The sequence below is a fragment of the Microbulbifer sp. genome (assembly GCF_036563125.1).
Classification (GTDB): Bacteria; Pseudomonadota; Gammaproteobacteria; order Pseudomonadales; family Cellvibrionaceae; genus Microbulbifer.
Window position 1 is genome coordinate 1 of the sequence record NZ_DATCMV010000155.1, and the last position, 15,637, is coordinate 15,637.

Annotated in this window: 15 protein-coding genes and 1 other RNA gene; 9 read left to right on the forward strand and 7 right to left on the reverse strand. The window is 60.9% G+C overall.

Features of this window, described 5'->3' with window-relative positions:
* Positions 1-808 (reverse strand): M48 family metalloprotease (locus VIL80_RS12955; RefSeq protein WP_332036517.1); only part of this gene is annotated, 808 nt, incomplete at its 3' end.
* A gap of 9 nt (positions 809-817) precedes the next feature.
* Complete coding sequence (locus VIL80_RS12960) at positions 818-1,414, reverse strand: LemA family protein (RefSeq protein WP_332036518.1); 597 nt, start codon at positions 1,412-1,414, stop codon at positions 818-820.
* A 297-nt stretch (positions 1,415-1,711) separates the two neighbouring features.
* Between VIL80_RS12960 and VIL80_RS12965 the strand changes: the two genes are divergently transcribed.
* The gene (locus VIL80_RS12965; protein WP_414684558.1) at positions 1,712-2,902 is read left to right on the forward strand and encodes an acetyl-CoA C-acyltransferase; all 1,191 of its coding nucleotides are present in this window, start codon (positions 1,712-1,714) and stop codon (positions 2,900-2,902) included.
* A gap of 70 nt (positions 2,903-2,972) precedes the next feature.
* Here the strand turns inward: VIL80_RS12965 and VIL80_RS12970 are convergent, their stop codons facing one another.
* From VIL80_RS12970 to VIL80_RS12985, 4 genes are all read right to left on the reverse strand, one after another.
* A complete protein-coding gene (locus tag VIL80_RS12970) occupies positions 2,973-3,572 on the reverse strand; it encodes a BON domain-containing protein (protein ID WP_332036519.1) in 600 nt (199 codons plus the stop codon).
* Between the two features lie 3 nt (positions 3,573-3,575).
* Positions 3,576-4,169 (reverse strand): SIS domain-containing protein, encoded by a 594-nt coding sequence (locus tag VIL80_RS12975; protein WP_105101674.1) that lies wholly within the window; start codon positions 4,167-4,169, stop codon positions 3,576-3,578.
* A gap of 27 nt (positions 4,170-4,196) precedes the next feature.
* Positions 4,197-4,556, reverse strand: coding sequence for a YraN family protein (locus VIL80_RS12980; protein ID WP_332036520.1), 360 nt, complete (start codon positions 4,554-4,556; stop codon positions 4,197-4,199).
* A gap of 76 nt (positions 4,557-4,632) precedes the next feature.
* A complete protein-coding gene (locus VIL80_RS12985) occupies positions 4,633-6,537 on the reverse strand; it encodes a penicillin-binding protein activator (protein ID WP_332036521.1) in 1,905 nt (634 codons plus the stop codon).
* Between the two features lie 35 nt (positions 6,538-6,572).
* Between VIL80_RS12985 and rsmI the strand changes: the two genes are divergently transcribed.
* Positions 6,573-7,415 carry a 16S rRNA (cytidine(1402)-2'-O)-methyltransferase gene (gene rsmI / locus VIL80_RS12990; protein WP_332036522.1) on the forward strand — a complete coding sequence of 281 codons (843 nt, stop codon included), beginning with the start codon at positions 6,573-6,575 and terminating at the stop codon, positions 7,413-7,415.
* A gap of 55 nt (positions 7,416-7,470) precedes the next feature.
* Positions 7,471-7,835: RNase P RNA component class A (gene rnpB, locus VIL80_RS12995), an RNA gene on the forward strand.
* 73 nt (positions 7,836-7,908) lie between these two features.
* Here rnpB and VIL80_RS13000 read toward each other — a convergent pair.
* A complete protein-coding gene (locus VIL80_RS13000; protein WP_332036523.1) occupies positions 7,909-8,586 on the reverse strand; it encodes a phosphoadenosine phosphosulfate reductase domain-containing protein in 678 nt (225 codons plus the stop codon).
* 555 nt (positions 8,587-9,141) lie between these two features.
* Between VIL80_RS13000 and mraZ the strand changes: the two genes are divergently transcribed.
* The 6 genes from mraZ to VIL80_RS13030 all read left to right on the forward strand — a co-directional run bounded on the left by mraZ (position 9,142) and on the right by VIL80_RS13030 (position 15,629).
* Positions 9,142-9,585, forward strand: coding sequence for a division/cell wall cluster transcriptional repressor MraZ (gene mraZ / locus VIL80_RS13005; protein ID WP_318954903.1), 444 nt, complete (start codon positions 9,142-9,144; stop codon positions 9,583-9,585).
* A 59-nt stretch (positions 9,586-9,644) separates the two neighbouring features.
* The gene (gene rsmH, locus VIL80_RS13010; protein ID WP_332036524.1) at positions 9,645-10,571 is read left to right on the forward strand and encodes a 16S rRNA (cytosine(1402)-N(4))-methyltransferase RsmH; all 927 of its coding nucleotides are present in this window, start codon (positions 9,645-9,647) and stop codon (positions 10,569-10,571) included.
* 6 nt (positions 10,572-10,577) lie between these two features.
* Positions 10,578-10,853 (forward strand): cell division protein FtsL, encoded by a 276-nt coding sequence (ftsL, locus tag VIL80_RS13015; RefSeq protein WP_332036525.1) that lies wholly within the window; start codon positions 10,578-10,580, stop codon positions 10,851-10,853.
* 107 nt (positions 10,854-10,960) lie between these two features.
* Positions 10,961-12,721 carry a peptidoglycan D,D-transpeptidase FtsI family protein gene (locus tag VIL80_RS13020; RefSeq protein ID WP_332036526.1) on the forward strand — a complete coding sequence of 587 codons (1,761 nt, stop codon included), beginning with the start codon at positions 10,961-10,963 and terminating at the stop codon, positions 12,719-12,721.
* A 14-nt stretch (positions 12,722-12,735) separates the two neighbouring features.
* On the forward strand, positions 12,736-14,262 hold the full coding sequence (locus tag VIL80_RS13025) for a UDP-N-acetylmuramoyl-L-alanyl-D-glutamate--2,6-diaminopimelate ligase (protein ID WP_332036527.1): 1,527 nt from the start codon (positions 12,736-12,738) through the stop codon (positions 14,260-14,262).
* A complete protein-coding gene (locus VIL80_RS13030; RefSeq protein ID WP_332036528.1) occupies positions 14,259-15,629 on the forward strand; it encodes a UDP-N-acetylmuramoyl-tripeptide--D-alanyl-D-alanine ligase in 1,371 nt (456 codons plus the stop codon). The genes VIL80_RS13025 and VIL80_RS13030 overlap by 4 nt, the downstream gene beginning before the upstream one ends.
* Positions 15,630-15,637: the final 8 nt, after the last annotated feature.

The window sequence follows — 15,637 nt, forward strand, 5'->3', positions numbered from 1 at the left end:
GGCTGCGGGTGAACTGTACCGCTGAGGCGTCTGCGAGGTATTCCCGCTGGCGGCTCACCGCGGACTTGATCAGGTTGCCGAAAAGGGTCCCGGTGTAGCCGATTGCGACAAGGCCGGCGCCAATGCCGAAGAGCGCAGCGCGCCCACGGCTGTCGCGACTGCTGCTCCAGTAGCTGCCGCGCACCAGCCAGCTGCCGACCAGGCCGATGAACAGAATACCGTGCAGCAGGCCAACAATGCGGATATTGAGGCGCATGTCGCCGTTAAAGATATGGCTGAATTCATGGGCTACAACGCCCTGCAGTTCGTCGCGGTTCAGCTGTTCGATACAGCCGCGGGTAAGGCCGATCACTGCATCCGCAGGCTGATAACCGGCGGCAAAGGCGTTGATGGCATTGTCATCCAGCACGTAGACCTCCGGTACCGGCGTGCCCGAGGCGAGTGCCATTTCCTCTACCACATTCAGAGCGCGCTGTTCCGCCAGCCCCCTTGGTGCAATATTGATCTTGCGCCCGCCGAGGGATTCCGCCACTGCGCGCCCGCCCGCGGCCAATTGCTGCAGGCGGTAAAAACTGGCGAGGGCAATCACCGCGGTAATGGTAATCGCGATGCCGGCGACAGTATCCCAGCCCAGTGCCGCGAGCATCCCTCCAATGCCGGCTTCCGGTCCCGGTGCATCGGACGCTCGGCCTATAAAGGCAAAGAAAACGGTGGTGATGGCAATCAACCCGATTACCGCCGCAGCAAACAACAATACCAGCAGGCTGGTATTCCGGCGGGCCTTGTCCTGATATTCAAAAAAATTCATGGGGATGCGTCAGAACTGTACCCGGGGCGCGGCCTGGAACGCTTCGGAGTCTGCGAACTCCAGCAGTTTGCCGTTTTCCCGGTGGCCGAAGAAACTCGCAAAAAACACCGGCGGGAAACTCTGGCGGAATATGTTGTAGGTGGTGACGCCGTCGTTGAATGCCTGGCGCGCGAAGGAGACCTTGTTTTCGGTACTGGTCAGTTCTTCCATCACCTGCTGAATGGTCTGGTTGGCTTTCAGGTCCGGGTAGGCTTCCATCACCACACTGAGACGGCCCAGGGCGCTGGCAAGCACACCTTCCGCATTGCCAAGATCGGCGATGGCAGCAGCAGAGCCGGGGTTGTTGGAAGCGGCTTTCAGGCCTGCCAGTGCGGTATTGCGTGCGCTGATTACCGCTTCGAGGGTTTCCCGCTCGTGCTTGAGGTAGCTTTTGGCGGACTCTACCAGGTTGGGAATCAGGTCGTAGCGGCGTTTCAGCTGTACTTCGATCTGTGCAAACGCGTTCTCGTAGCGGTTCTTGAGGGAGACGAGACGGTTGTAAATGCTGATGACGTAAAACACCAGGGCGGCGAGAACTACCAGCCAGACAATGGTCGAAATATCCATAAAGTGCGCATTCCTGTGATTGTGCGTTCTTGGGTTGTACGTTCCTGGGACGAAACTGTTGTTATCGGTCATGGCAATTGAGGCGGACAGGTTTATCCGCCAATTGCGCCAGATACTAACATGGCGACCGCTGCCGGGTGCCATGGCGAATACAGCCAAGGGCTTTGGCGAATACAACGAAGGGCGGATGGTATCGAGTGCATGAGTGTGGGGTATAATCCGCCGCAAAATAACTATTCATCGCGATCCCGGTCAGCCTGAGACGGCGATGTCCGTTACAACTGGAGAAAATTCAGCATGAGCGAGCAAATTACAGACCCTGTTGTCATTGTCGGTATTTCCCGTACCCCGATGGGGGCCATGCAGGGCGCCCTGTCCGGGCTGAGCGCGCCGGAACTTGGTGCCGTTGCCATCCGCGGCGCCCTTGCCGATGCCGGAGTGGCGGCAGCGGATGTGGACGAAGTGCTGATGGGGTGTGTGCTCCCGGCGGGCCTTGGCCAGGCGCCGGCGCGCCAGGCCGCACTGGGTGCCGGTATTCCGGAAGGTACGCCCACCACCACGATCAACAAGGTGTGTGGTTCGGGCATGAAAACCGTGATGATGGCGCGGGACGCACTCCTCTGTGGAGATGCCAAAGTCGTCGTGGCCGGCGGCATGGAGAGCATGAGCAATGCGCCTTACCTGCTGCCGAAAGCCCGCGGTGGTATGCGCCTGGGCCATGGCGAGGTTTTGGACCATATGTTCACCGACGGTCTGGAAAATGCCTACGACGGTCAGCTGATGGGTAATTTCGCCGAGTGCACCGCGGATAAGTACAGTTTCAGTCGCGAAGAGCAGGACAACTTTGCTCTGGAATCTCTGGCGCGCGCCAGCGCCGCCATCGAGGCCGGCGCGTTCAAGCGCGAGATTACTCCGGTGACGATCAGCGGTCGCGGCGGAGAAGTGGAAGTCGTGGTCGATGAAGGCCCCGGCAACGCCCGCCCGGAAAAAATCCCGCAACTGCGTCCAGCCTTCCGCAAGGACGGTACCGTGACCGCGGCGAACGCCAGTTCCATTTCTGACGGTGCTGCCGCGCTGGTATTGATGCGCGAGAGTGAGGCAAACGCACGAGGCTTGAAAGTGCTGGCAGTGCTGCGCGGCCAGAGCCAGTTTGCCCATGCGCCGGAATGGTTCACCACTGCGCCGGTAACGGCGATGACCAACCTGCTGAAAAAGGTTGGCTGGCAGGCAAGCGATGTGGATCTGTTTGAAATCAATGAAGCCTTTGCCGTGGTTACCATGGCGGCGATGAAAGAGCTGGAACTGCCCCGCGACAAAGTGAACGTCAACGGCGGCGCTTGTGCCCTCGGTCATCCGCTGGGTGCCAGTGGTGCGCGCGTCATTGTCACGCTGCTGGCCGCGCTGGAAAACCGCGACCTGAAAAAGGGTGTGGCCAGCCTGTGCATCGGCGGTGGAGAGGCAACGGCGATTGCGATCGAGCGCCCGTAAACAATCCAGGCTCCACCCATAAAAAACGGAGGCTGAGGCCTCCGTTTTTTATGGGGTACAGTGCAGAAACCTAGTCGATATATTCCACGGCTTTTACCACCTTCTGCACACCACCCACGGTGCGCGCGACTTCTGCGGCATTCTCCGCTTCCTGCCGGGTGAGCAGCCCCATCAAATAGACCACGCCGTATTCTGTCACCACCTTGATGCGGCCGCTGTCGATTTCCTTGTCCGCCATCAGCACACTTTTGACCTTGGTGGTCAGCCAGGTGTCGTTGGTGCGCGCGAGCAGGGAAGAGGTGCCGCGTACCTGAATCTCGTTGTACACCTGGCGCACCGTGTGCACCTGCTGGGCAGTGCGCCCGGCGAGATCTCGCAATTCGGGGCTCTGCACCTGACCGGTGAGCAGTACCACACCGTTGAAGGCAACCACGTCGATATTTGCCGCTTTCAGGTCCGGGTGCGCCTTGCCAATGTTCACATTGGTGATGGTTTCCAGCTGCTGGTCGTCGAGAAAGGTACCAAAGGTGCGTTCACCCGGGTCCGGCTGGATCGGGCCATCGTGGGTGGCATCGAGCACCGTGGAGCAGCCGGCGAACGCGGTGAGCGTGCAGGCGGCGATGGCGAGCTTGAGCGGCTTGAAAATTCGGGTTCCTGTAATTGATTGCATGGTTCAGTCCTCGTATCCACCAAACAGGCTGCTGTCGATCAGGTCGCACAGGCAGAACAGGGTGAGCATGTGTACCTGGTGTACCTCGGAGGGAACCTCAGACGGTACATGCAGCTCGATATCGTGCACATCCAGCAACGCGGTGCAGTCACCTTCGCCCTCGCCACCGGTCAGTGCGAGCACGCCCATATCGCGGTCGTGTGCCGCGCGAATCGCCTGTACCAGATTGGAGTCGCGGCCATCGGTACTGATGATCACCAGCAAATCACCGGGGTGGCCGAGGGCGCGGACCTGGCGCGCGTAAGATTCGGCGCGGCCGTGGTTGCGGGCAACGGTGCCGGTGGTGATGGCGTCGCCATTCAGGGCCAGTGCCGGCAGACCGGGGCGCTCGCGTTCGAACCCGCCCATCAGTTGGGCAGAAAAGCTCTGTGCGAGTGCGCCGCTGAGGCCGTTGCCACAGATCAGCAATTTGTTTTCTGCGAGCAGTGTGTGCACGATCATTTCGCTGGCTTCGGCAATCAAGGGCGCCAAAAGTTCACCGGCATTCATGGTTGCTTCAATGCTGCGGTGAAACAGGGTTACAACGCGCTGTTCCATCTGTTCTGTGGTTTCCTTTGGGTGAGCCTATTGCCCGAAGGCATTTTTTATCCAGTCAATTTCCAGTGAGCCGGCGATTTTATCCTGTTCGATACAGATCACATCAAACCGGCAGGGACAGTCGAGCCGGCGATATTGCAGGTAGCCGTTGGCGGTGGCGAGCAGTTTTTTCTGCTTGCGGTGGTCAACGGATACGCCGGCGCCGCCAAAACTGCGGTTGCGCCGGAAGCGCACTTCAATAAACACCAGTGTGGCGCCGTCGCGGGCTATCAGGTCTATTTCACCAAAGCGACCGCGAAAGTTACGCTCGACAATGCGCAGGCCGGAACCGGTGAGGTGCCGCTCCGCCAGTGCTTCCATCTGGCTGCCAATACTCGTGGTATCCATGGAATTCCCTTTCTATGGATTTTCAGGGCGCCGGTTAATTTCGACGCGATCTAATTCTTGTTGCTGCCTGCCGGGATCAATCCGCGCGCACACTGTCATCGGTGAGCGGCGTTTCGCTCACAGAAGTAGTGATGGGCACCGGTTTGCCCTGGTCGATTTTTGCCCAGATCTGCTCGCGCACAATGCGGCCATCCGCCGTCAGGCTGAGTGAGCCGGTGAGTCCGTACACCCGTTGGTTGGGGAACTGGCGCAGCATTGGCAGGCGCGGATAAAGGCGGAAGGCGTCGGCGCCGAGCGCGTAGAGGCGCGCGAATGCCGGTGCCGGGTTCGCCTGTTTAACGATGTTGCGTTTGGTCTGGTTGTCATCTTCAAACAGCCACGGCAGCGCGGTGAAGCGCACGCCGTTGAGGTCGCGGTCGCGCTGTGGGTCGACGTTGCCGGCAAATACCTGGGAGGTAGAGAATACCGGGAGCTCACCGGCGTAGAAGTACGACAGCATGGGTTTGATCTGGCGTGCCTGCTGCGGTTGGGCCAGCACGAACAGCATATCCACATCGCCGCGGCGGCGCGGGGTGAACTTGAGCGGGGATGCCAGCTTGCGACGCAGGTCTGCCTCGCGGTTTTTGCTTTCCGGAATCAGCAGCGCTTCGCTCACCAGCTGGGAGAAGTTGCTGCTATCGGTGTAGTTGCGGCTGATGCTGATGGTGCCGCCGAGGCTGTTCCATTCCGCGGTGAAGGCCTCAAGGCCGCGTTGCCCCCAACTGGATTCCGGGGCCAGGATCATCGCCTGGCGGTGGCCCTGGCGATAGGCCTGCTGGGCGACCTGGCGGGCCTCATCCTCAATCGCGAGGCCAAACTGCACCAGGTCGCCGGTAAGGCGGCCCTCATCGCCATAATTCAGTGCCAGGGTGGGCACGGGCAGTTTCTCTGTGGCCAACAGGTTGGCCACCTTGTCCTTGTCCAGTGGGCCGACAATGGTCTGGGCGCCGTTGTTGACGGCGGTCTGGTAGATTTCATCAAACGCCTGCGCAGTGCCGGTGTCGTACACCTGTACCTGCGGTGTGGGGGCGCCGGCATCCAGCGCACTGTAGTAGGCCGCCATGAATCCGTCGCGGATGGCGCGACCGGCGGAGCCCAGGGGGCCGGACAGCGGCAACAGCAGGGCAACATTCTGTGCGCGCTGGGATGCCAGCTGTTCCAGCAGTTGCAGCGCCTGGGGGGGGTGGCTGACCGCAGTGTGGCCAGGCCACTGCTGGCGCCAGCGGCTCAGAGCTGTGAGCTGGGTGCTGATGTCCGCCTGGGTGTCGCGACCGAGCAGTGCCAGCTGGTACCAGGCGCGCATTTTCGTATCCAGGGTTTCTTCCGCACGATTGCGCAGTTCGCTGGAGGGCAGCTGGGTCAGCAGTTGCCACAGACCGTCGTTGTTGCGGGAGATGGCATCATCTTCCCGCGCCAGGGTGGCGATGCGCTGGCGCTCGGCGATACCGCTGTCGATGTCGCCCATCAGGTTCCACAAATCCGCGCGCAGCACACGCAGCGGCAGTGCGGTTTCCGCGGGAATCTGGTACCAGGCCTGTTCCAGTCGCGGGGCGCTGACCAGGTCGAGGGCAGTGAAAAAGTCATCATCCGCCGCCAGTGCGCCACCGTAGACCTGGGCGTAGCGGGCGTACTCGGGATCCGTCAGCTGCTCGGCGTCGATGGCGCTGGCCGCTTGCCGGGCCGTCGCGTTATCGCCCAGAGTGTATAGAATGGCGGCCGCCTGCAGCTGGGCCTGATCCTTTGCCGGCGATGGCAGCTGGCGCGCACTATTGAGCAGACGGATGGCATTTTGCCGACTTGCAGTCGCGAAGTTGCCGCTATCTGCAGGGATCTGCGCGTTTGGCTCGCTACTCGGGGTCTGGCAGCCGGCCACGGACAGCGCCAGAGCGCCGGCGGCGAGACTATGAATGATGAAGGGGATGCGCCGGTGCAGGGCGGACATATTCTTCTCCCACAAAACTTATTCTGGAGTGAACTATGGGGCTGGATAAAGCAGTGCTTTATATCGTCGCGACGCCCATTGGCAATTTGGCGGATATGGTACCGCGAGCCGTTGAAGTTCTACAATCCGCGGATCTGGTGGCTGCGGAAGACACCCGTCACAGTCAGAGACTTTTTTCGCATTTTTCCATCGATTCGCCGCTGGTGGCCTACCACGATCATTCCGATGACCAGCGCACCGAGAAGATTCTCGAGCGCCTGCAGCAGGGGCAGACCGTGGCCCTTATCTCCGATGCAGGTACCCCATTGATCTCCGACCCCGGCTACCGGCTGGTGCGGGAAGCCCGCGAGCGCGGCTTTGCGGTGGTGCCTATTCCCGGCCCCTGTGCTTTTGTCGCGGCCCTGTCCGCCGCAGGTCTGCCCAGCGACCGCTTTACCTTCGAGGGTTTTCTGCCCGCCAAACCGCTGGCACGTGAGAAGGCTCTGCAGGCACTGGCGGGGGAAACCCGCACCATGGTGTTTTACGAAGCCCCGCACCGGGTGCTGGATACCCTGGATGCGATGCGCCAGAGTTTTGGTGATACCCGCGAAGCGGTGATCGCCCGCGAGCTCACCAAGGCATTCGAAACCATCCATCTGCTGCCGCTGGCGGAGCTGGTGGAGTGGGTGCGCGCCGACAGCAACCAGCAGCGGGGCGAAATCGTTCTGCTGGTGCGGGGTGCCGACGAGACGAAGGCATCCGAGCTGGATGCAGAGTCGGAGCGGGTGATGAAGCTTTTGTTGGCCGAGCTGCCGCCCAAGCGCGCGGCGGCGGTGGCGGCAGAAATTACCGGGGTTAACAAGAAACTGCTGTACAACTGGTCGCTGGAGCAGAAGTAGGCGCTGTCACCGTTTAGCGCTTGCATCTGGCGTCAGTGGTTATTAACCTTCGCGCCGAGTCAGCCAGGCAATCGCTGTTGCGCCGCTTTCGGGTGGTGTGATGGAGGAAAGTCCGGGCTCCATAGGGTGGGACGCCAGGTAACGCCTGGGGGGCGCGAGCCTACGGAAAGTGCAGCAGAGAGTAGACCGCCGATGGCTTCCTCGGAAGCACAGGTAAGGGTGAAAGGGTGCGGTAAGAGCGCACCGCGCGACTGGTAACAGTTCGTGGCACGGTAAACCCCGTTCGGAGCAAGACCAAATAGGCCCTCTATAGGTGTGACCCGCACTGAGGGCGGGTAGGTCGCTTGAGGTGTGTGGTGACACACATCCCAGATGAATGATTGTCCTCGACAGAACCCGGCTTATCGGTTGACTCACCTAATTCCCGGAGACCGGCGGCCGCGGCACCCGCGCCGCTGGTCGACCGGTTTCTATGCTTCTGCTGGCAAATGCATTATTTCTGCAGCAGTAACCCGCATTCCCTGTGCTCTTCCCCTTTCGTCGGATCGAAGTACACATCGTTGTCCGGCAGGTCGTTTTCGTACACGTACTCTTCCACGTCGATTTCCTTGAGGTGGAACATCGGTGCCACGCGGATGGTGCCGTGGTTGCCCTTGGTGAAAATATCCAGTCCTTTGCGATGGGCATTCTGGTCGTGGCGGATACCATTCAGCCACACATCGGGTTTCAGCTCCTGCATGGCGCGGTTGAAGGGTTCGAGTTTGACGGTGCGCGAAAAGAAATCGTGTTCCGGGGTGTCCAGCGGCGGGATGCCACCGTAGACCGCGTTGTAGTGAGCGGCAGACATTTTTGGTGAAAAGGTGTGCAGGTTCAGGTCCAGCAGTTTGATGACCTTCTCGATGTGGCGGTAGGTTTCCGGTGTGTTGTAGCCGTGGTCTACCCAGATCACCGGGATGTCCGGTTTGGCACGTGTGACCAAATGCAGGAAGGCAATGGCCAGCGGGCGGAAGTTGGTGAATACCACCGGGTTTTCCGCCTCGGCGATGGTGAATGCCATGATTTCGCTGGGCTTGCTGGATTTGAAGCGCTGGTTGAGCGCATCCAGATCCGCACCGTGATGAAAGGTGCGGGAAGGGGGTGTCTGTGTGCTCAGTCCTGCTGAAAAGCCCATGGCTGGAATCCTGCTGGTTGTCGGATAGCGCAAAGCTACAGGCACTTGAATTCCATTAAAAATAATAAAAGCTGATTTTTATATGCTTCCTCGTTCTATGCGACCCGCTTGACGGCTGGTTCCCTGTCGTTGCGGCATCCCGTCGAGGCTCCAGTGGAGCACGGCAATGTGGTGACTGCCCGTAAGTGCCTGCTCACTTTTCGCCAATTCTTTGTTCATCAGTGAGCTTCCGTACAAAGTTAAAGTAACTTGTCAGCTTGCCAAAGTAAGTGCTTGCTCTGTTGTACATTTGCTCACCGGTGCCCGTGGGTGAAATGTGAACACTTCGCCTGTAGGCCGCGAAATTACTGGGTTTTTTACTTCCACGTGCTGTGTATTTCCTTGACTTTATGCCGCCCAGATTTATAGTGTCCCAAGTGGAGAAAAGTGGAAAATTGTGGGTCTCAGTGGGATTGAAGTGGTAGTGAGTGGTTAATCACGCTTCATTGGGGCAAAGCACATGGATTTCACTTTGCACAAAGAACACACAGCCAAGGCAAACGAAGAACCCGATCCATGTATCTGGGAAGTCACGCAATCAATATGGACGCCAAGGGGCGTCTGGCCATTCCGGCGCGGGTCAGGGACTCGCTGCTGGAAGATTGCGGTGGCCGTCTGGTCGTTACTGCGCATACGGAAGAGCGCTGCCTACTCGTCTATCCTGAACCACAGTGGCGCGAAATTTTGCCGAAGATTGAGGCCCTGTCCAGTTTCAACAAAGTGGCGCGTCGCGCCCAGCGGCTGCTGATCGGCTACGCCTGTGAATTGCAGGTGGATGCCAACGGTCGCGTGCTGATTCCGCCGACCCTGCGCGAGTACGCGGGGCTGGAGAAGAAACTGATGCTGGTGGGGCAGGGCAAGAAGCTGGAGCTCTGGAGTGAGGATCGCTGGATGTCGTGGCTCGACGACAGCGAGGGCGACGGCGATATGCCGGAGGAGATGGCCTCCCTGTCCCTTTAGGTGGCGGGTGAACAAGTGGCCGCACAAACGAATTTTTGACAATCACAGGAGAACACCGGGTGTCCCAGGAACTGCATCGCAGTGTGTTGTTGCGCGAGGCTGTGGACGCCCTGGTGGTGGACCCGGACGGCTTTTATATAGATGGGACTTTTGGCCGCGGCGGCCACAGTGCGCTGGTGCTGGAGCAGCTCGGCGAAGCCGGCCGTTTGCTGGCGGTGGACAAGGACCCGCAGGCCATCGAATTTGCCCGCAGCCGCTTTGGCGGTGAATCGCGCTTCCAGATCTGGCACGGGTCTTTCGCGGATATGGACCAGGCCGCAGCGGGCATGGCGGGGCAGGTAACCGGAATCCTGCTGGACCTGGGTGTGTCTTCGCCGCAGCTGGATCAGCCCGAGCGTGGCTTCAGCTTTATGCAGGACGGCCCGCTGGATATGCGCATGGACACCAGTCGTGGCATCAGTGCGGCAGATTGGGTGAACGGTGAGTCCGAGACTGAGCTGGCGCGGGTGTTCAAAGAGTACGGCGAAGAGCGTTTTGCGCGCCGCATGGCGGCCGCCATCGTGCGCCGCCGGGTGGAAAAGCCGTTTGAGCGCACCCTGGATCTGGCGGAAGTGGTCAAGGCGGCCAATCCCGCCTGGGAGAAAGGCAAGCACCCGGCCACCCGTGTGTTCCAGGCGATCCGGATCCATGTGAACGGCGAGCTGGACGATCTGCAGCAGGCGCTGGAGAAGTCGCTGACACTGCTGAAACCGGGTGGTCGCCTGGTGGTGATCAGCTTCCACTCACTGGAAGATCGCATGGTTAAGCGGTTTATTCGCGAACAGGAAAAGGGGCCGCAGTTGCCTCGCGGGCTGCCGGTGATGGACAGCCAGATTCACAAGACTCTGCGCTCCGTGGGTAAGGCGGTTAAGGCTGAGGCCCAGGAAGTGGGGGAGAACGTGCGCTCCCGCAGCGCGGTAATGCGCATTGCCGAGCGTCTGGGATAGCGCGCTGTGAGCGGAAACAGATTATTGCTGGTGTGCCTGTGGGGGTTGGTGATGATGTCCGCCCTGGGGGTCGTGCACACCACCCAGCAGAGCCGCGCGTTGACCGCGCAGCTGGGGCAGGCGCAGAGGCATCGCGATGAGCTGCGCTATGAGCAGGAGCGACTGCTGCTGGAGCGCGGGGCCTGGTCGGCCTACAGCCGTATTGAGCAGGTGGCGCGGGAGCAGCTGGATATGCGTGCTCCGACACCGGCCGAACGGGTGCTGGTGCGCTCCGGGCGCTGACGCCGGCTTAGCCCCGGTAGGCAGCGGGAATACGACAAAAGCAAAAAGGCACGACCGCGGGAAGGGGTGCCGAATCGATAACAACAGGGTAGGGACAGGGATCTGCCATGGGCGCGGTGAAAAAACAGCAATCACAGCCGGGTATTGCCCGCTGGCGCTTCGCGCTGGTGGCCGGCATGCTGTGCCTGCTCGCCGTAGCTCTGGTGGTGCACCTCGCTGGTCTGCAGGTGCTGCCGGAGCAGGACAAGGGTTACCGTTTCCTGCAAGACCAGGGGCGTGCCCGCACCATTCGCACCGAAGAAATTGCCGCCTATCGCGGCTCCATCGTCGACCGCAACGGCGAACTGCTGGCGGTCAGCACTCCGGTCCAGACCATCTGGGCCAACCCGCAGCTGCTTAAAGAAGCTACCGAGCAGGAATTGCGCGCACTGGCGTCCGCGCTGGGAACGCCCGCGGCGAAATTCGCCAAGCGTCTGGAAAAGTACCGCAACAAGGGGTTCATGTACCTGCAGCGCCATATGACGCCGGAGCAGGCGCAACAGGTGTTGGCACTGGATCTGGCCGGGGTATACAGCAAGAAGGAATACCGCCGTTTTTACCCCGCCGGTGAGGTCACTGCCCAGTTGCTGGGCTTTACTAATATTGACGATCGCGGTCAGGAGGGGCTCGAACTCGCCTATGAGCAGTCTCTCGCCGGCGAGCCGGGCAAGCGCCAGGTGGTGAAGGATCTGAAGGGACGTACGGTGCAGGATCTGGCGGTGAAGCAGGAGGCGCGCCCCGGTCGCGACCTGCAACTCACCATTGATATGCGCCTGCAGTACCTCGCCTATCGCGAACTCAAGAAGGCTGTGGCAGATAACGGCGCCGCAGCTGGCTATATGGTCATTCTGGATACCCGCAGCGGCGATGTGCTGGCGATGGCCAATCAGCCCTCATTCAACCCGAACAATCGCCAGGGGGTGAAGGCGGCGGCCATGCGCAATCGCGCGCTGATCGACCAGTTTGAGCCGGGCTCCACCGTCAAGCCGCTGACCGCACTGGCGGCACTGGAGAGCGGGCGCTACCAGCCGCATACACCAATCAATACCAGCCCGGGCTACATCCGCCTGCCGGGGAAGACCCTGCTGGATCCGGTGAACTACGGCGAAATCGACCTGACCAAGGTGATTACCAAGTCCAGCCAGGTGGGTATCACCAAAGTGGCAATGGATCTGGAGCCGGAAACACTGCGTGAACTTTTTTACCGCATGGGGCTCGGAGAAGCGGTTGGCACCGGATTCCCCGGGGAGGCCCCGGGGATACTGCCCAGCCGGACACGCTGGCACCCCATTGAGCTGGCCAACTTTGCCTTCGGCTACGGTTTAACAGTGAATGCCGTGCAGCTGGCCCAGGCCTACAGTGTGGTCGCCAACGCCGGGCTCAAGCGCCCGGTTTCCCTCATTATGGAACCGGGTAAACAGGTCGCCGAAGCGGAGCGAGTGGTCGAGTCGAAACTGGCGCGGGAAGTAACGACGATGCTGGAGACGGTGATCAGCTCCGTGGGTACCGGCAAGCGTGCCGCGGTGGAAGGTTACCGCGTGGCCGGCAAGACCGGCACCGTGCACAAGGTGGGCAGCGAAGGCTACGCCGACAGTCGCTATCGCTCGGTATTTGCCGGTTTTGCGCCCGCAGAGAACCCGCGCCTGGCGGCGGTGGTCGTGATCGAGGAGCCCAGTACGGTCAAATACTCCGGTGGCGAAGTCGCCGCGCCGGTATTTGGAAAAGTCATGACCGGCGCCATGCGGCTTTTGCAGGTGCCGCCGGAAGAAATTACGCCCGCTGAGCAACAGCTGGCGAAGCAGCTCGACGAGAGAGGTACAGCGTCGTGACCCAGCGCAACCCAATGCAAGATCGCACCGCCACCCTGTCTGCTCTGGTACCAGGGTACGCGGGCATACCCGACATTCAGGTCACCGGTGTGGCCCTGGATAGCCGCCAGGTCAAGGCCGGCGACGTATTTATGGCGCTGCGCGGCACCCAGGTGGACGGCCGCCAGTACATCGATGCCGCCATCGAACAGGGCGCCGCCGCGGTGCTGGCCGATGGGGAAACTCTCGGGAGCGAAGAGCGCAACGGCGTACAGGTAATTACCGTACCCGGTCTCGCCGCGCGCGTGGGCGAAATTGCCGCGCGCTTTTACGGCCACCCGACCGAGTCCATGTATCTGGTGGGTGTGACCGGTACCAACGGCAAGTCCACCTGTGCGTTCCTGACCTCGCAACTGCTGGCGCGCCATTTCGGCAGCGCCGCGGTGATGGGCACCATCGGCAATGGGGTGTGGACAGACGGAACCATCAGCCTTGAAGAAACCGGGCTGACCACGCCCGATCCCGTGCGCCTGCAGGCGGATTACGCCGCGTTCTACGCGCAGGGCGCGCGCGCGGCCGCAATGGAGGTTTCGTCCCACTCCCTGTCCCAGGGGCGGGTACACGGGCTGGTATTCGATACCGCGGTATTTACCAATCTCACCCGTGATCATCTGGATTACCACGGCAACATGGCCGCCTATGGTGCTGCCAAGGAAAAACTGTTCGGACTGCCGAAACTGAAACGCGGCGTCATCAATATCGACGACCCCTTCGGTGCGCAGATGGTGGAGCGCTGCAAGCTGCGCGGGGTGAAGGTCATTACCTATGGCCTGCAAGCGGGCGACGTGCAGGTGCGCAACCTGAAGCGCCTCGACAGCGGCTTCTCGGTACACCTGATCACCCCCTGGGGTGAGGGCGAACTGCGCGCGCCATTGATCGGCGACTTCAATATTCACAATGCACTGGCGGTTGTTGCTGCCGCGGCCGCAGCGGGCATGCCGTTGGTGGATATTCTCGCGGCGTTTCCGCACATCCTGCCGGTGCCCGGGCGCATGGAGCGCGTTTCTATCGGCGCAGATGGCGCCGAGGATGTCAGCGTGCTGGTGGATTATGCCCACACGCCGGATGCACTGCGTGCAGCACTGGAGGCGGCGCGTCCCTACTGTCGCGGCAAGCTCTGGTGTGTGTTCGGCTGCGGCGGCGATCGCGATGCCGGCAAGCGCGCTCCCATGGGGCGGATTGCTTCGGAGCTTGCGGATTTCGCCGTCGTTACCAGCGACAACCCGCGCAGTGAGGATCCGCAATCGATCATCGACGGTATTCTCGAAGGCATCGACGGCAGTGCCGACGGTGAGCGCTGCACGGTAAAAGTGGATCGTGCCGAGGCCATCCGCCATGCAATTACCCATGCCGCCGCTGGCGACACCGTGCTGATCGCCGGCAAGGGCCACGAGGATTACCAGCTGATCGCGGGCCAGAAGCTGCATTTCTGCGACCGTGAACAGGCTGCGGCTGCGCTTGAGATGCGCGCCACCGGAGAAGTGGAGGCCAGCCGTCAATGATTGCCCCCATTTCCCTGCAACAACTGCAACAGCGCTTCGGCGGCGAACTGATCAACGGATCGGTAACCTTTGACGCCGTATGTACCGATACCCGCAAGCTCGACGCGGGCGCGCTGTTTGTTGCACTGCGGGGAGAGACCTTCGACGCGCACGATTTCCTCGCGGACATCGACGGCAAGGTTCTGGGTGTGGTTACCGAAAAGGCCATTGAGGGTTCATCGCTGCCGCAGTGGCTGGTGGCGGACACCACGATGGCCCTGGGACAGATCGGGCGCCTGTGCCGCGAACAGTTTGACGGCCCGGTGATCGGCATCACCGGTTCCTGTGGCAAAACCACGGTAAAGGAAATGCTGGCGTCGATCTTTGGTCAGCATCACCGGGTGTGCGTCACCCGCGGCAACCTGAATAATCACTTTGGCGTGCCCATGACCCTGTTTTCCCTTGCCCCGGAACATCAGGTGCTGATCGTGGAGATGGGCGCGAGCGGTCCGAATGAAATCGGTTATCTGTGTGGCATTGCGAAACCGGGGATTACCGCGGTCAACAACGTGATGCCCGCGCATGTGGAAGGGTTTGGCTCCGTCGATGGCATCGCCACCGCCAAGGGCCAGATCTACACCAGTCTCGAACCGGGCGCCGTGGCGGTACTGAATGCGGACGACAACTACGCAGATTACTGGCGCGGTGAAATGCCGGAAGGTGTGCGCATGCTGGAAGTGGGCTTTGGCCACCAGTGTGCGGTGCACGCGGACAATATTGAACTCGACGCGCGCGGTTGTGCGTCCTTCGATCTGGTGGTGGAAGGTGTAACCCATCCGGTGCAGCTGCAACTGCTCGGTGAACACAATGTTCACAACGCGCTGGTTGCCGCCGGTTGCGCCTACGCCGCCGGCCTGCCGGTTGCGGAAATTGCCACTGGCCTCAGCTCGCTCGGAGGTGTCGGTGGTCGCATGCAGTCGCTCAGCGGAAAAGGCGGCGCAGCGGTGATCGATGACAGCTACAACGCCAACCCGGGTTCTGTCAGCGCCGCCATAGAAATGTTGGCGCAGCGCGCGGGCAAGAAAATTCTGGTGTTGGGCGATATGGCGGAGTTGGGTCCAGAGGCGGACAAGGCGCACCGCGACATGGGCAAGCTGGCACGGGAGCGCGGTATCGATCAGCTGTTTACCCTCGGTACCTTGAGTACTGCGGCGAGTATCGAATTTGCCGCTGGCCGGCAACATACACAACGGAATTTTTCCGAGCGCGAAGCCCTGATAAAGGCACTGGCGCCGGAACTGGATGAAAACACCACTGTGCTGGTGAAAGGTTCCCGCAGTGCGCGCATGGAACTGGTAGTGCAGGCACTCACCAACGGGAATCATTAAAAGGTAAA

Excerpts from the sequence above, each read along its gene's own strand:
- VIL80_RS13025 (WP_332036527.1), top strand. The coding sequence starts at position 12,736 with ATGCAAGATCGCACCGCCACCCTGTCTGCTCTGGTACCAGGGTACGCG.
- VIL80_RS12970 (WP_332036519.1), bottom strand. The coding sequence starts at position 3,572 with ATGCAATCAATTACAGGAACCCGAATTTTCAAGCCGCTCAAGCTCGCC.
- VIL80_RS12965 (WP_414684558.1), top strand. The coding sequence starts at position 1,712 with ATGAGCGAGCAAATTACAGACCCTGTTGTCATTGTCGGTATTTCCCGT.
- VIL80_RS13030 (WP_332036528.1), top strand. The coding sequence starts at position 14,259 with ATGATTGCCCCCATTTCCCTGCAACAACTGCAACAGCGCTTCGGCGGC.
- VIL80_RS13020 (WP_332036526.1), top strand. The coding sequence starts at position 10,961 with ATGGGCGCGGTGAAAAAACAGCAATCACAGCCGGGTATTGCCCGCTGG.
- VIL80_RS12960 (WP_332036518.1), bottom strand. The coding sequence starts at position 1,414 with ATGGATATTTCGACCATTGTCTGGCTGGTAGTTCTCGCCGCCCTGGTG.
- VIL80_RS12975 (WP_105101674.1), bottom strand. The coding sequence starts at position 4,169 with ATGGAACAGCGCGTTGTAACCCTGTTTCACCGCAGCATTGAAGCAACC.
- VIL80_RS13000 (WP_332036523.1), bottom strand. The coding sequence starts at position 8,586 with ATGGGCTTTTCAGCAGGACTGAGCACACAGACACCCCCTTCCCGCACC.
- VIL80_RS12980 (WP_332036520.1), bottom strand. The coding sequence starts at position 4,556 with ATGGATACCACGAGTATTGGCAGCCAGATGGAAGCACTGGCGGAGCGG.
- VIL80_RS12985 (WP_332036521.1), bottom strand. The coding sequence starts at position 6,537 with ATGTCCGCCCTGCACCGGCGCATCCCCTTCATCATTCATAGTCTCGCC.
- rsmI (WP_332036522.1), top strand. The coding sequence starts at position 6,573 with ATGGGGCTGGATAAAGCAGTGCTTTATATCGTCGCGACGCCCATTGGC.
- mraZ (WP_318954903.1), top strand. The coding sequence starts at position 9,142 with ATGTATCTGGGAAGTCACGCAATCAATATGGACGCCAAGGGGCGTCTG.